The following is a 13,728-nucleotide window of genomic DNA, read 5'->3' as shown; positions in this document are numbered from 1 at the left end:
CACGAGGATTGCAATTTCATTGCGAGCCTGTAGCTTCGCCAAAGATCGGGGCGGGGGCGCTGGCACAACCAATGATGGGCGCCGGACTGCCAGCTTCTAGCGATGAGTCTGGAATCAGTCGATGGTATTTTCAGATCCAATATTTGTATTTCTTTTCGTACCGATATTCCTGCTATTCTTCTATGTATCGACCCGATTCAAGAACGCCCTTCTGACCAAGGTTGTTATTGTGTCGTTTTCGCTGGCCTTCTATGGGTGGTGGAAGGTCGAGTACCTGGCGATTATTTCGCTCTCGATCATATTCAATTATATCATTCACATAGCGATCTTGCGGTCGATTGAGTCCCACAAACTCAAACTTTTCTTCGTTATACTTGGAATAACCGGCAACCTTCTCGCGCTTGGATATTACAAATACTATAATTTCTTCATTGAATCTCTGGATTTCATGTTCGGGTTTGATATCCAAACCTTCAGCATCATCCTGCCGCTGGCAATTTCATTCTTCACCTTCCAGCAGATCGCCTTCCTGTGCGACACCTATTCCGGCAAGACCGGACAGGGCCGCTTTATCGACTACATCATATTCGTCTGCTTCTTCCCGCAATTGATCGCCGGGCCGATTGTCCACCACAGCTCGATGATGCCCCAGTTCGCGAACAATTTCAGAGACTGGTCCAACTACTCCTTTCCGAACATCAAGAAGTATCTTGTGGTCGGCATGGCACTGTTCTGCGTCGGCCTGTTCAAGAAAGTGATCATTGCCGACAACCTCTCCCAGATCGTGGGTCCGGTGTTTGAGGCCTATGCGGCCGGCAGCGTGCTGTCGACGACGGAGACCTGGCTGGGCGTACTCGCCTACACCTCGCAGATCTATTTCGACTTTTCCGGCTATTCGGACATGGCCGCAGCGCTCGCCTTCATGGTGGGTATCCGATTGCCGCGAAACTTCTTCAGTCCCTACAAGGCCAGCAGCATCGTGGACTTCTGGCGCCGCTGGCATATCACCCTGTCGAACTTCCTGCGTGATTATCTCTACATCCCGCTGGGCGGCAATCGTGGCGGCCCGGCCCGGCGCTATCTCAACCTGATGATCACCATGCTGCTGGGCGGTCTGTGGCACGGCGCCTCGGTTGTCTTCATTGCCTGGGGCGCGCTGCATGGCGGCGCTCTTGTGGTCTGTCATCTGTGGACGCGCCATGCACCCGGCGCAGCGCGGCGGCTGATGGATCAGGGCAGCGGCTGGCTGATCACGATGCTGGTGGTGATTGTCGGCTGGGTGCTGTTCCGGGCTGCGGATTTCGATACCGCCGGCTCCATGCTGCACTCGATGTTTGCCGGCGCGGATGCCTGGGGCCTGCAGACGGCCGGAGACTGGCCACCACTTGCCATCCAGCTCCTTGCCCTGTCAGGCGTCATAGCTCTCTGGCTCCCGAACACCGTTGAGATCTTTCGCAACCAGGACGTTTTCATCGCCGATGACAGAACACCGTCACCGTCTCCGGCTGCCACGGACCGCTCCGGAGTGTTCGGGTTGACGATCCACATCCCCCCCTTCGAGTTGAACGTTCGGTGGGCGATTGTGATTGGTAGCTTGGCATTCTTCTACATTGTCTATGTTAGCCGCATCGGGGCCCACAATGAGTTCATCTACTTCCAGTTCTGAGATGACTTACGGACGGTTCGCCCTCGCCGTATTCTTGAGCATCCTGGCGCTAGCTGCCGTTTCGGTTGGTGTCGTTCAGCTCCTGTCGGGGCGCATGGTCGGAGGCGATGGCGCCTGGACCAGCTGGTCGCTCGACCGCAAGGAGGAGGCTGCGGCACAGATCGACCGGCCCAAACTCTTCTTCATTTCCGGCTCCAGCGGCAATTTCGGCTATAGCGCCGAACAGCTGTCCGACGCGCTGGGCGTCGATGTCGTGAACATGGCTTCCCATGCCGGGCTGTCTGTTCCCTATTTTGCCTATCTGGCGACGCGAAATGCGGAACCGGGCGATGTGGTCGTCCTGCCGCTTGAATACGAGGCCTACAGCAGGCTTGAACTCACCGCACATACGACCATTGTTGACTTCGAGCGGGGCCTGGACGTCTTCGGTTTCCTGGCGCTGCGCGAACAGCTCGAATACCTCCGCGTCTTCCCTGTCGGGGAACTGCTCTCGGTCGCAGGCCAGTTTCTGGCGGGCGAGCAGTTCACCCCGCCGAACTCTGGCTACTGGCGATATGGCGTCAACACGTATGGCGATCTGGACCTCCCCGAACCGACAAGGAATGGGGCCCTCAAGGCCCTCGATAGCGCACGTGAGGCGGAGGATCGACGCCTCTACGTATCGCCACAGACAGCACGCTATCTGACGGCACTGCGTGACGATCTCAACAGCCGGGGCGTTCAGCTTATCCTCACCCAGCCACCGCTGCATGAGTTTGCTTCGCTGTCCGACGACGGAATCCGGGGGCTCGCATCTGAATTGGAAGCGTTGGGGCTGGAATACCATTTCCTGTTCAATGACAATCGGATTCCGGCAGAAATGATGCTCGATTCCCGTTACCATACTGGCGCCTCAGGCCGGCGAGTCGCGACAGCCCGGCTCGCGCTGATGCTGTGTGATACCGTCGATTTCGATGCCATGACGGTAGAGGGCGAAACCTGCACCGCCGCCAAAATGGATGAGCAGCGCGCCTGGTCTAATTCCTTCGGCAGCATGGCAGGATTTGCGCAAGAAGACTCCTTCACTCAGATCCGCTACCGGCCGGGTGGCTCCGCACAGCTGCGTCGCTCGGCCTCCTATCGGGGGCCGGACTTCGATGTGGTCACGCCCGTCGGTTGCTCGTCCGCGCTATTTTTCCAGGTCCGCGCCGATGTGCAGGGCGCCACCATCTCGGTGCTGATCAACGGTGAACAAACATTGACCCATGAGTTCAATGAGCTGCTAGAAAGTGGCGTCACAAGGGCATGGAGTGATCGTGTAGACCTGCCTGTCAGCAACAACGAACTTGTTCACGTGGAGTTCGCGGCAGACCGTTGGAGTTCGCAGACAAACGATGCCAGCATGTCGTTCAACCAGCTCTACCGCGAAACCCGTTGCGACTGACCCGCAAGCAAGCCGCGCCGAACCTGCACCCCGTTCTGACCGGCTCCACCCCGGCGCATCGACAAACCGGCGCAAAGCGCCTAAGCCGCTGGCGTTCAAATCCTGCCGCCGGAGCCTGTCATGTCCGAATTGCCCCCCTGCCCGAAATGCGCCTGTGTCTACACTTATGAGGATGGCCCGCTGCTGATCTGTCCGGAGTGTGCGCATGAGTGGTCGGCGGAGGCTGCGGCCGAGAGCGGGCCGGTCTGGCGTGATGCCAACGGGGCCGAACTGGTCGATGGCGATACGGTCACCGTGATCAAGGACCTCAAGGTCAAGGGTTCGTCCCTGGTGGTGAAGGTCGGCACCAAGGTCAAGAATATCCGCCTGGTCGAAGGCGATCATGATATCGATTGCCGCATTGACGGCGTCGGCGCGATTCAGCTGAAGTCGGAATTCGTCAAGAAGGCCTGACGGACCGCGCGCCGTTCAAGCCCGGTTCAGGCGAAGGGCGCGACGATAATCGCTGGAGGACTGTCATGCTGCGACGCCAATTCATCATTTCCACCCTTGCCCTCACCATCGCTCCGGCGGCCCTGGCCCAGAATTTTGGCCGGTTGAGCCAGACCGATGCCCGCTCGGGCATTCGCGCTGCGCTGGAGACAGCGTCGCGCCTGGCCACCCAGCGCCTGGGCCAGGCCGATGGCTTTTTCGGCGATCCGGCGGTTCACATCCCGCTGCCGCGCCAGCTCGCCAGCCTGCAGAGCCAGCTCAGCCGCGTTGGCATGTCGGGTCCGGTCGATGATCTGGAATTGCGTATCAATCGTTCCGCCGAGGCGGCGATGCCCGCAGCCGGGCGCATTTTCACCGATGCCGTGCAATCGATCAGCGTCAACGATGCCGTCTCGATCGTGCGCGGCGGTGACACCGCAGCGACCGATTATCTGCGCGGCCGCAGCGAGAACCGCCTCACCACCCTGTTGCGGCCCTCGATGGAGGACGGCCTGACCGGATCGGGCGCCTATCGTGCCGTCGACGCGGTCGAGCCCCAGATTTCGCGCGGCCAGAGCCTGCTGGGCGGCCTGTTCGGCAATCGCAGCGCCACCGGCTCGCTGCGGGACACGGTCACCGATCATGCCGTGGGCCGCGCCATCGATGGCGTCTTCCACTATATCGGCCAGGAAGAGCGCGCCATCCGCCAGGATCCGGTGCAACGCGGCAGCGACATCCTGCGGCGTGTGTTTGGCTAGGCAAGCAGGGGGCCTGAACAGCCCGGATGACGCGACACCAGGCCGCGCCCGGCGCGCTTGCCGCGCACGGCCGTGCCGCCTAGCCTCTCCTCACCTGTCCCTGGAGTATCCGGCATGAGCACCCCCAATCCGATCCGCGCCACCGAGGCGCGCGAGGCCGCGCGTAGTGCTGCGTCCGCCATGGGGATTGATGCAGCGCTGATCTCCCGCCTGGTCGATGGCTTCTACGCCCATGTCCGCGCCGATGCCGTGCTCGGCCCGATCTTTGACGGCGAGATCGGCGATGGCTGGGACGAGCACCTGGCAAAGCTGAAACGCTTCTGGTCATCGATCATGCTGCATGATGGCAGCTATTCCGGCCGGCCGATGCCGGCGCACATGAAACTGACCGGGCTGACGCCGCAGCATTTCGAGACCTGGCTGGCGCTGTTTGAACAGACCCTCGGCGAGATCGGTGCCAGCGAGGCAGCGCAGGCGCATTTCATGGACCGCGCCCACAGGATCGCGCAGAGCTTCCAGCTGAATATCTTCTACAATCCAAAACAGGGCTGAGCCGCCGCAGCGCAGTTTGTGCCTTGCAACATCGGGCATCCTTGCGCATGTGTGCCGTCCGGGCGCACGCGATGTTGAGGGGGCTCCGATGAAAGAGACGGTCCATCCGGGGCCCGCACCCGCGTCGATGAAGCTGGGCGAGCTTGTGGCGCTGCTGGTCGCGATGACGGCTGTGGTCGCGCTGGCGATCGACATGATGCTGCCGGCGCTCGATGATATCGCCGCCGATCTCGGCACCGACCACACCAATGACCGCCAATATGTCATCACCGCCTATCTGCTCGGCTTTGGCGGTGCACAACTGATCTATGGCCCGCTGTCGGACGCCTATGGCCGCAAGCCGGTCATCCTCGGCGCGCTGGGCCTGTTCCTGGTCACCAGCCTGGTCTGCATGGCATCGCAGAGCTTTGACATGCTGCTGGTCGCGCGCGTCTTCCAGGGCGCTGCAGCGGCAGCCTGCCGCGTTATCGCAACCGCGATTGCCCGTGACCTCACCTCCGGCCGCCGCATGGCCGAAGTCATGTCGATGGTGATGACGGTGTTCATGGCCGTGCCGGTGCTGGCCCCGAGCCTGGGGCAGCTGATCCTGTTCATCGCGCCGTGGCAGGGCATTTTCGGATTTCTGGTCGTCTTCGCCCTGGGTCTGATGGTCTGGCTGTATTTCCGCATGCCCGAGACCCTGCACCCGGAATTTCGCCAGAAGCTCGGCTGGGGCACGTCGATCCACGCCTTTGCCGAAGCCATGACGACGCGCCTGACCCTGGGCTACACCCTGGCCGGGGCTGCGTTCTTCAGCGGCCTCTACGCCTTTCTGGGATCGTCGGAACAGATCTTTGCCGAGCATTTCCAGCTCGGTGACCGTTTCCCCCTCGCCTTTGCGGCCATCGCCTTGGGCATGGGCGTGACCAGCTATGCCAATTCCCGTCTGGTGATGCGGCTGGGCCAGCGCCGCCTGTCCCACTGGGCCCTGATCGCCTTCACCGCGATCAGCGCTGCCCATGCGGCAATGTTGATGGCCGGCGTCGACAATCTTCTCGTCTTCATGGTGATGCTGGCCGCAGCAATGGCATTGCTCGGCCTGATCGGCGCCAATTTCAGTGCCCTGGCGATGGAGCCCGTCGGCCATATCGCCGGCACCGCCTCGGCCGCCTATGGCTTCATGACCGGAGTTCTTGCGGCGCTCGCCGGTGCCTATATCGGCCAGCTCTATGACGGCACGCCTGTGCCACTGGTGACAGGTCAGGCGGTGATGGGTGGGCTGACCATACTCGTTGTGCTGGTCACCGAGCGGGGGCGGCTGTTTGCCAACGCCATCGAGGACGAGGCCGGGAGCGATACGCCTGCATGACAGGTGGCAGCGCGCCGCACGTCTGATAGCGTGACCCCAGGTTTGAGACGGGGGACCCGGCCACATGACATACAATACCATCAGCTACGCCGTTGAAGACCACGTCGCGACCATCACGCTGAACCGGCCGCACCGGCTCAACGCCTTCACCTATGAGATGGGCGATGAACTGATCGCCGCCTTCGACGCCAGCGACGGGGATGACGAGGTCCGCGCCGTGATCGTGGCCGGTGAGCCACCGGCCTTCTGCGCCGGCGCCGACCTGTCGATGGGCGCCGAGACGTTCGATCTGATCGGACAGTCGCAGGACAGCGGCGAGTTCGACAGTTCCGATCCGAAATGGCGCGATGCCGGCGGCAAGCTCAACCTGCGCATCTGGGACAGTCTCAAACCGGTGATCGGCGCCATCAATGGCGCAGCCGTCGGGATCGGGGCAACGATGATCCTGCCGATGGATATCCGCCTCGCCTCGATCGAGGCCAAATTCGCCTACCCCTTCGCGCGCCGCGGCATTGTCTGGGACGGTTGCGCCAGCTGGTTCCTGCCGCGCGTGGTCGGAATTTCCACCGCGATGGACTGGGGCCTGACCGGTCGCACCTTCACCGCGGCCGAGGCCTTCGAATCCGGTCTGGTGGCGCGCGTTGTCCCGGCCGTCGATCTGATGCCGGAAGCGCGCAAGCGCGCCCGCGAGATCGTCGAACGCTGCGCGCCGGTTTCGGTGACGCTGATGCGCCGCATGGCCTGGCGCATGCTGGGCGCCGGTCATCCAATGGATGCGCACCGGGTCGAAACCCAGGGCATCTTGCAGGCCGGAACCGGGCCGGACGCTATGGAAGGCGTGATGTCCTTCCTCGAGAAACGCGCCCCCGATTTCCCGCTCAGGGTCTCGACCGACCTGCCCGACTGGCACCCGTGGTGGGACAGCGCCGAGGATGATTACTAGCCTCTGCGTTTGAATTTGTCCCGGACACCCTGAAGGTGTGATAGGATGGCGACCTCATTCGCTGTGAGGTTTCGCCATGCCAGGTCATGTGTTGCTGATCCACGGGTGGAGTGCGCCCGACAAATCCATGGCCGAGGTCGGGCATTTCCTGACCGGTCACGGCTATCAGACCGCCGACCTTTTCCTCGGCGGCTACCCGTCCATGGCTGACGATGTCCATGTCGCCGACTCCGCGCGGCGGATGCAGGCAGTGATCACCGAAATGCAGGGCGATGGACGCTTGCCGCCGCGCTTTCACCTGATCGTTCATTCCACCGGAGCCCTGGTCGCCCGGCGCTGGCTGGCGGACACCTATCCGCAAGGCGGGGCGCCGGTCGACAATCTGCTGATGCTGGCACCGGCCAATTTCGGCTCGCCGCTCGCGACACTGGGACGCTCGATGCTGACCCGGATCATCAAGGGCTGGAAGCGCGGTTTCCAGACCGGCACCGAATTCCTGCACGCGCTCGAACTCGGCTCATGCCTGCAGCAGGACATTGCCCTGGTCGACCGGCTGTCGCCCGATGGCGACACCGCCAGCCCGTTCTCGGCCACAGGCACACGCCCCTTTGTCATTGTCGGCGCGGCCCAGATCCCCGGCACGCAGATCCTCGACCAGGAGGCCTGGGACGGCACAGTCCGCATCGCCAGCGCCAATATCGACCCGCAGGGCATGACGGTCGATTTCAGCCAGGGCAGCCTCACCGAACCACGGCTGACCAAATGGACGCGGCGCGGGCCCGATGCGACGCCGTTCGCGGTCCTGCCTGACCGGCATCACCTCACCGTCCTGCGCCCCGCCGCCAAGCGCAGCAGTTCGAAAGACCCGGCAACGGCCGGGCGGCTGGCGCGGCTCATTCTCGATGCACTCGCGGTCGAGGATGCTGCCGGCTATGGCCGCATCGCCGATGAGTGGCTGGCGGTGTGCAATGAGACGCGGCAACTGGCACAGGATGGCGAGGAGGCCGATGCCCTGCGGGCGCGTATTCTCGGGCGCGCCAGCGCCAGCAAGGACCGGTTCAATGAATTCTACCAGATCGTTGTCGAGGCGGTGGATGACAGCGGCCTGCCCGTGCAGGACTATCAACTCTGGCTGACGGCGCCGCGCGTGTCGGGCCGCAATCGAGTCAGCGCCGGCAAGGCGATCACCCGCATCGAGATCGATGCCCACAACAATCTGCTCAAATCGGTGCATCGCAATCGCCGCAATGGCGAGCGGCGCGTGCTGCACCTCGACCGCCGCGCCCTGATGCAGAGCGAGGGCTTTCTGCGCAAGACGCTGACAAAGGCCTATGAGCCGGTTCTGGCCGCCGCGATCACCGCCGTGTCGCCGGGAGACAAGATCGCCTATTTCTCAGCCAATTCCCGCGAAGGCACCGGGCTGATCCGGTTGCGGGCGCAATCCTCAAGCGATCCCGGCGGCGCCGATCGCTTCCTCCGGCGCTATGCAACGCATTTCATGCGCGTGATCATTCCGCGCGTCCTCGATGATGACGTCTTCACCGTCAGGCCGCTGGATTAGCGCCGCTCAGCTAGAGCAGCGTGCCCTCGGCCACTTTCACGGCCTCGCCGCCAATCATCAACTCGGTCAGCTTGCCGCTTTCGATGCGCAGCAGCAGGCGGATATGGCTCGGCCGGCCCATCTCCAGGCCCTGATAGATACTGACAGAATGATCGCCATCACCCAGACCGCCCTGCTCCGCGATCAGACCGGCAAAGGCCGCCGCCGCGCTACCGGTCGCCGGGTCTTCCATCAGGCCGAGATTGGGCGCGAACATGCGGGCGCGCCAATCGGTGGTGTGCTCGGTCGATGAGGCTTTGGCGACCACGAATGCCGCCACCGGCTCCGCGCCGCCGCCGAAGGCCTCGTCGAAAGACACCGTGTTGAGACGGATATCGGCCATGCTCTCGGCAAAGCGCACCGGCACGATGGCGTAGGGCACGCCGGCCGACCAGATGCCGCCCTGCACCGGGGTCTGCAGATAGTCACCGGCCTTGAGACCGAGCGCCTCGACGATCGCTTCCAGCTCGGGCAATTCCCCCAGATATTCAGGAAGCTTGGGTGCGAAGAAGCGCGCCGAGCCCTGGACCGGACTGGCATAGCGGGCATCGGTGGTGACATCTCCAACGGTTTCTTCGAGCACGTAGCGCCGGCGCTTGCCCGGCTCGCCGCCGGCCTGCAGCGCCAGCGCAACAGCGGCGCCGACGGTGGGGTGCCCGGCGAAGGGCAATTCGGTTTTCGGCGTGAAGATGCGCAGGCCGTAATCGGCCTCCTGGCCCTTCGGCTCGGTGATGAAGACGGTCTCCGACAGGTTAAATTCAGCCGCAATCACCTGCATCGCGACCTCGTCGAGATCATCCGCCTCAAGCACCACGGCAAGCGGATTGCCCGAATAGGCCTGGTCGGTGAAGACATCGAGAATGAGATAGGGATGCGGCATGATTGATCTTTCCGAGCTGACCAGGTCGGGAATTCATAAATGGAATACCGCCTTGTAGCGACCCTTGGTCAGTGAGTACATTCTTCCGGCAGGATACCCGGGGGGAATGCCAATGAATCTGACGTTCGAGCAAGTCGATCTGGGACGCCATCGAGACGTGCTCACACGCTTCAATGTCGCCTATCTCGACTGGGCTGCTGCGGAGGTGGAAAAACGGTTCGCGCTGTCGCTGGCAGGGCTGCTGGGCACGACCATCCCGGCCTATGTCGATGGCGCGTTGGACAAGCTTTGCGCGGGCACTCCGCCGACCGGCGTCTTCTACCTTGCTCTGGACGGCGATACCGCTGTCGGCATGGGAGGGCTGCGCCAGGTGAGCGAAGGCGTGGCTGAGATCAAACGCATCTATGTCTCCGAAGCTGCCCGGGGCGGCGGCGTGGGGGCGAAGGTCCTGGATCGGCTCGTGCAGGACGCTCGCGCCTTCGGCTACCGGGAGCTGGTGCTGGACACGGGCCCATTCATGACCTCGGCTCATCGCCTGTATGAAGCGGCGGGATTCTTCGATGTCCCGCCCTACCCCGGGGCCGAGGTGCCGGAAGCGCTGCATCATGATTGGCGCTTCATGCGCTGCCGGCTGAGCTAACTGAATAGCCGCAATCCGAGTGGCAGGGCGTCTGGCCGACATCAGTGTGCGCCCCCCTCGGGGCGCTTGCAGACTAGCCCTCGTCCGCCTCTTCGACATCTTCCTCGGTCAATGCGCCATCAACGCGCCAGCCATAGCCATCGCCCTGGGCCAGGGTCTCGGCGAGCCAGGGCATGAGGGCGAGGAGTTTCTCCTCCAGCTGCCAGGGCGGATTGATCACGATGACACCGGCACCGGCCAGCTTGCCCTCACTGGCGAGATCGCGGATCCACAGGTCGGCGCGCAGGATTTTCTCCGGTTCGAACCCCTGTTCGGTGATCAGCCACTCGGTGAGGCCATTGTCGAACCGGTCAGCGGCCCAGAGATTCTTCAGCGAGCGCCAGAAGATATAGGTGCCCGTCGGCCATTTCTTCAACGCCGGCATCACCGCCTCGGCCATGTGAGCCAGCTCGTCGCGATCCTCGAATGGCGGATCGATCAGCACCAGGCCGCGCTTTTCCTTTGGCGGCACCAGACCGGTCAGCGCCTTGTAGCCATCGCGATGCTCGACCTTGACGCGGCCATCGCGGGCATAGCGGCGCTCGAGCGTGCGCGCATCGGCCTCGTGCAATTCGCACAGCTGGATGCGATCCATCGGCCGCGCGATCCGGGCGGCGATTTCCGGCGAGCCGGGATATTCGGTCAGGGCGCCGGGATTCATCTCGGCCAGCAGGTCGAGATAGGGCTTGAGCGCGGCGGCGACATCATCAGGCATGTCGGCACCGAGAATGCGGCCGATCCCCTCGACCCATTCCGGGCTGCGCCGCGCCTCGTCGGAGGTGAGGTCATAGGCGCCGATCCCGGCATGGGTATCGATCACCCGATAGGGTTTGTCCTTGGCCCCGAGATGCTCGAGGCAAAGTGCGAGGATGGCGTGCTTGACGACATCGGCGAAATTTCCGGCGTGGAAGGCGTGACGATAATTCATGGCCGGGCTATAGCGCGGACGCCGCCGCAATTCCATCATCGGCTGCCGCATGGCCAGACTGAATTCGCGGTCGATTCAGCGTGAGGCTTCGCCTAGGCTGGGCGCCTGTTCCAGAAGGGGTAAAACCGGATGTTCGTGAAGCTCTACCGGCAAATGCAGGCCGATGCCGCATTCGACACCCGGCGCCGCTACAAGATCGGCTGGCTGTTCAAGGACGAAAAGGCGAGCCTGATCTGGGACGCGCCCAAGCCGGTCAGTTTCGACGTGCCCAAGCCGACCACCTCGAAATCGGCCACCGTCTGCCCGGCCGCCGTCGAGTTCGACCGGCGCCATTTCGTGATCAATTCCCCGATCGATCTACACCTGCGCATGCAGCCCAACGCCCAGGGCCAGCTGACGCTGACCAATGTTGATGGTCCGATGGCCTCGACCCGCCCGGCCGGGCTGCAGCAGATCCTCGCCCTGTCGCCACAGAATGAGTGGCGCCACCCCAGCCGGCCGATGCTGCAGATCGCCACCCCCTTCGTCTTCGTCTCGGACGATCCGGTCTATGTGAACCAGTTCCCGCCCTTCCTGCACTACATGCCGGTCCAGCGGCCCGGGGTCATGCTGTGCGGCCGTTTCCCGATCGATGTCTGGCCGCGCCAGCATATGTGGGCGTTTGAATGGCATGACCTGTCCAAGGACCTGATCCTGAAGCGCGGGGAGCCGCTTTTCTACGTCCGCTTCGAGACGCCCGATCCATCCGCACCGGTGCGGCTGGTCGAGGCCGAGCGCACGCCGGAACTGCTCAGCTTCATCGCCTCGCTCACCGATGTGACCAATTACGTCAATCAGAGCTTCCAGCTGTTCGCCACCGCCCGCGAGCGCCGCCCCAAAACCCTGCTGGTGGAGAAGAAACGCTAGCTGCGTCCGTACAATCGGTAACTTTCCCTCCATGCCGGTGCGGCCTAGACTTGGGGCGAACCATTCAGGGGAAGTTACATGATCAAGATCCTGGCCGCCGCACTGAGTCTGGCCTGCCTGTCCGCTCCGGTCCTGGCCGCCGACGATGCAGCAAACACGCCCGAGGCACGCAGTTACGAAACCCGCGGTCAGGTGACCGTCAACGGCCAACGGGTGCGCTATACGGCGACCGCCGGCGAGACCTATCTGCGCGATGCGGATGGCAATCCGACCGCCTCCATCTTCTCGACCGCCTATATCGCCGACGGCACCACTGACCCGCGCACGCGCCCGGTCGCCTTCGTCTTCAATGGCGGCCCCGGCTCGGCCAGCCTGTGGCTGCACATGGGCGTGTTCGGGCCGCAACGCTTGGTGCTTCCCGACGTCCAGGACGATGGCGCCGCGCCCTATGACATTGTCGAAAACACCTACTCCATCCTCGATGTCGCCGATCTGGTGTTTGTCGATCCGGTTGGCACCGGCTGGAGCCGCCCGTTGGGTGAGCATGAGGGCAGCGAATTCTGGGGTGTCGACGAGGATGCCGAAAGCCTGGCCGCCTTCATGCGCATGTGGCTGAGCGAGCACCAGCGGTGGAATTCGCCGAAATTCCTGCTCGGCGAAAGCTATGGCACCTTGCGCATCGGCGCCCTGCTCAACCAGCTCGAGGGCGGTTTCACCGATGTCTCGATCAATGGCGTCGCACTGATCTCCACCGTGCTCGATTTCCGCTTCGACGACACCTCCGACGGCAATGATGTCGGTTTTGTCGGCCTGATGCCCGGCTTTGCTGCCACGGCCTGGTATCATGGCCGCGTCGACCGCTCGGCCTGGGACAATGATATCGATGCTTTCCTCGATGCCGCCCGCACCTTCGCGATCGAGGAATACATGCCCGCCCTGATGCACGGGGTCTCCCTGCCCGCCGAGCGCCAGGCGCGTGTCGTGCACGAATTGTCGCAATTCACCGGCCTGTCGGAGAGCTTTCTCCAGCGCGCCAATATGCGAGTCTCGCTGCGTCGCTTCCAACGCGAATTGCTGCGCGACCAGGGCCTCTCCGTCGGCCGTCTCGACAGCCGCTATACCGGCGACGAAGTCGACGGTGTCGGCGACAGCCCGGAGCAGGACCCCAGCTTCTACGGCATTGACGGAAGCTATACCGCCTCGATGCTGGACTATTTCTCGCGCACGCTCGGCGTCGATATCACCGAGTATTATTCCTCGATCGGCAGCGTCCGCAGCTGGAACTGGGATGTCGGCCAGTCGGGCGGCAACAGCTACATCAATGTCGCGCCGTGGATCTCGCGGGCGATGCGGCAGAATTCCGATCTGCAAGTGCTCGTCGCCCAGGGTCATTACGACCTGGCGACGCCCTTCTTCGCGGCCGAGCTGATGTTCAACCAGCCTGGCTTTGATCAGGACCGGGTTCACTTCAAATATTATGAAGCCGGGCACATGATGTATATCCACCAGCCCTCGCTGGTTGATTTCACCACCGATATCCGCGAACTGATCACCAATCGCTAGGCATCGCGCCG

13 protein-coding genes are annotated in these 13,728 nt (G+C 63.0%); 11 read left to right on the top strand and 2 right to left on the bottom strand.

Translation table 11 applies throughout. The features are described 5' to 3' along the window. Nucleotides 1–121 precede the first annotated feature (121 nt). The 8 genes from ACN0YL_RS01895 to ACN0YL_RS01860 all read left to right on the top strand — a co-directional run bounded on the left by ACN0YL_RS01895 (nt 122) and on the right by ACN0YL_RS01860 (nt 8,722). Nucleotides 122–1,666, top strand: coding sequence for an MBOAT family O-acyltransferase (locus ACN0YL_RS01895; protein ID WP_417496831.1), 1,545 nt, complete (start codon nt 122–124; stop codon nt 1,664–1,666). 34 nt (nt 1,667–1,700) lie between these two features. Further along, nucleotides 1,701–3,089, top strand: coding sequence for a hypothetical protein (locus ACN0YL_RS01890; RefSeq protein WP_417496830.1), 1,389 nt, complete (start codon nt 1,701–1,703; stop codon nt 3,087–3,089). 120 nt (nt 3,090–3,209) lie between these two features. Continuing rightward, on the top strand, nt 3,210–3,542 hold the full coding sequence (locus ACN0YL_RS01885; protein ID WP_417496829.1) for a zinc ribbon domain-containing protein YjdM: 333 nt from the start codon (nt 3,210–3,212) through the stop codon (nt 3,540–3,542). Between the two features lie 65 nt (nt 3,543–3,607). Next, the gene (locus tag ACN0YL_RS01880) at nt 3,608–4,318 is read left to right on the top strand and encodes a DUF4197 domain-containing protein (protein WP_417496828.1); all 711 of its coding nucleotides are present in this window, start codon (nt 3,608–3,610) and stop codon (nt 4,316–4,318) included. 114 nt (nt 4,319–4,432) lie between these two features. Beyond that, nucleotides 4,433–4,870 (top strand): group III truncated hemoglobin, encoded by a 438-nt coding sequence (locus tag ACN0YL_RS01875; RefSeq protein WP_417496827.1) that lies wholly within the window; start codon nt 4,433–4,435, stop codon nt 4,868–4,870. A gap of 88 nt (nt 4,871–4,958) precedes the next feature. Beyond that, nucleotides 4,959–6,218 (top strand): multidrug effflux MFS transporter, encoded by a 1,260-nt coding sequence (locus tag ACN0YL_RS01870; protein ID WP_417496826.1) that lies wholly within the window; start codon nt 4,959–4,961, stop codon nt 6,216–6,218. Nucleotides 6,219–6,282: 64 nt separating this feature from the next. Next, nucleotides 6,283–7,161 carry an enoyl-CoA hydratase-related protein gene (locus tag ACN0YL_RS01865; RefSeq protein ID WP_417496825.1) on the top strand — a complete coding sequence of 293 codons (879 nt, stop codon included), beginning with the start codon at nt 6,283–6,285 and terminating at the stop codon, nt 7,159–7,161. 76 nt (nt 7,162–7,237) lie between these two features. After that, entirely contained in the window at nt 7,238–8,722 is a 1,485-nt protein-coding gene (locus ACN0YL_RS01860) for an esterase/lipase family protein (protein WP_417496824.1), read from the top strand. A gap of 10 nt (nt 8,723–8,732) precedes the next feature. Here ACN0YL_RS01860 and ACN0YL_RS01855 read toward each other — a convergent pair whose 3' ends face one another. Next, entirely contained in the window at nt 8,733–9,641 is a 909-nt protein-coding gene (locus ACN0YL_RS01855; RefSeq protein WP_417490754.1) for a PhzF family phenazine biosynthesis protein, read from the bottom strand. A gap of 112 nt (nt 9,642–9,753) precedes the next feature. Between ACN0YL_RS01855 and ACN0YL_RS01850 the strand changes: the two genes are divergently transcribed. Beyond that, nucleotides 9,754–10,281, top strand: coding sequence for a GNAT family N-acetyltransferase (locus ACN0YL_RS01850; protein ID WP_417490753.1), 528 nt, complete (start codon nt 9,754–9,756; stop codon nt 10,279–10,281). Between the two features lie 73 nt (nt 10,282–10,354). On the opposite strand, the gene ACN0YL_RS01845 is transcribed toward ACN0YL_RS01850, so the two are convergent. After that, on the bottom strand, nt 10,355–11,299 hold the full coding sequence (locus ACN0YL_RS01845; RefSeq protein ID WP_417496823.1) for a 23S rRNA (adenine(2030)-N(6))-methyltransferase RlmJ: 945 nt from the start codon (nt 11,297–11,299) through the stop codon (nt 10,355–10,357). Nucleotides 11,300–11,377: 78 nt separating this feature from the next. On the opposite strand from ACN0YL_RS01845, the gene ACN0YL_RS01840 reads away from it, so the two are divergent. Both ACN0YL_RS01840 and ACN0YL_RS01835 read left to right on the top strand, forming a co-directional pair. Next, nucleotides 11,378–12,154 carry a hypothetical protein gene (locus ACN0YL_RS01840; protein WP_417496822.1) on the top strand — a complete coding sequence of 259 codons (777 nt, stop codon included), beginning with the start codon at nt 11,378–11,380 and terminating at the stop codon, nt 12,152–12,154. A 78-nt stretch (nt 12,155–12,232) separates the two neighbouring features. Then, nucleotides 12,233–13,717, top strand: coding sequence for a S10 family peptidase (locus ACN0YL_RS01835; protein WP_417496821.1), 1,485 nt, complete (start codon nt 12,233–12,235; stop codon nt 13,715–13,717). Nucleotides 13,718–13,728: the final 11 nt, after the last annotated feature.

This window comes from Maricaulis sp. (assembly GCF_048269565.1).
Lineage (GTDB): Bacteria > Pseudomonadota > Alphaproteobacteria > Caulobacterales > Maricaulaceae > Maricaulis.
The sequence above is the reverse complement of the archived record's forward strand: the minus strand, read 5'-3'. Positions and strand labels throughout refer to the sequence as shown.

What these genes read in the sequence shown, in the direction of transcription:
- ACN0YL_RS01875 (WP_417496827.1), top strand. Translation starts at nt 4,433, where the DNA reads ATGAGCACCCCCAATCCGATCCGCGCCACCGAGGCGCGCGAGGCCGCG.
- ACN0YL_RS01845 (WP_417496823.1), bottom strand. Translation starts at nt 11,299, where the DNA reads ATGCGGCAGCCGATGATGGAATTGCGGCGGCGTCCGCGCTATAGCCCG.
- ACN0YL_RS01850 (WP_417490753.1), top strand. Translation starts at nt 9,754, where the DNA reads ATGAATCTGACGTTCGAGCAAGTCGATCTGGGACGCCATCGAGACGTG.
- ACN0YL_RS01840 (WP_417496822.1), top strand. Translation starts at nt 11,378, where the DNA reads ATGTTCGTGAAGCTCTACCGGCAAATGCAGGCCGATGCCGCATTCGAC.
- ACN0YL_RS01895 (WP_417496831.1), top strand. Translation starts at nt 122, where the DNA reads ATGGTATTTTCAGATCCAATATTTGTATTTCTTTTCGTACCGATATTC.
- ACN0YL_RS01855 (WP_417490754.1), bottom strand. Translation starts at nt 9,641, where the DNA reads ATGCCGCATCCCTATCTCATTCTCGATGTCTTCACCGACCAGGCCTAT.
- ACN0YL_RS01835 (WP_417496821.1), top strand. Translation starts at nt 12,233, where the DNA reads ATGATCAAGATCCTGGCCGCCGCACTGAGTCTGGCCTGCCTGTCCGCT.
- ACN0YL_RS01865 (WP_417496825.1), top strand. Translation starts at nt 6,283, where the DNA reads ATGACATACAATACCATCAGCTACGCCGTTGAAGACCACGTCGCGACC.
- ACN0YL_RS01885 (WP_417496829.1), top strand. Translation starts at nt 3,210, where the DNA reads ATGTCCGAATTGCCCCCCTGCCCGAAATGCGCCTGTGTCTACACTTAT.
- ACN0YL_RS01880 (WP_417496828.1), top strand. Translation starts at nt 3,608, where the DNA reads ATGCTGCGACGCCAATTCATCATTTCCACCCTTGCCCTCACCATCGCT.
- ACN0YL_RS01870 (WP_417496826.1), top strand. Translation starts at nt 4,959, where the DNA reads ATGAAAGAGACGGTCCATCCGGGGCCCGCACCCGCGTCGATGAAGCTG.
- ACN0YL_RS01860 (WP_417496824.1), top strand. Translation starts at nt 7,238, where the DNA reads ATGCCAGGTCATGTGTTGCTGATCCACGGGTGGAGTGCGCCCGACAAA.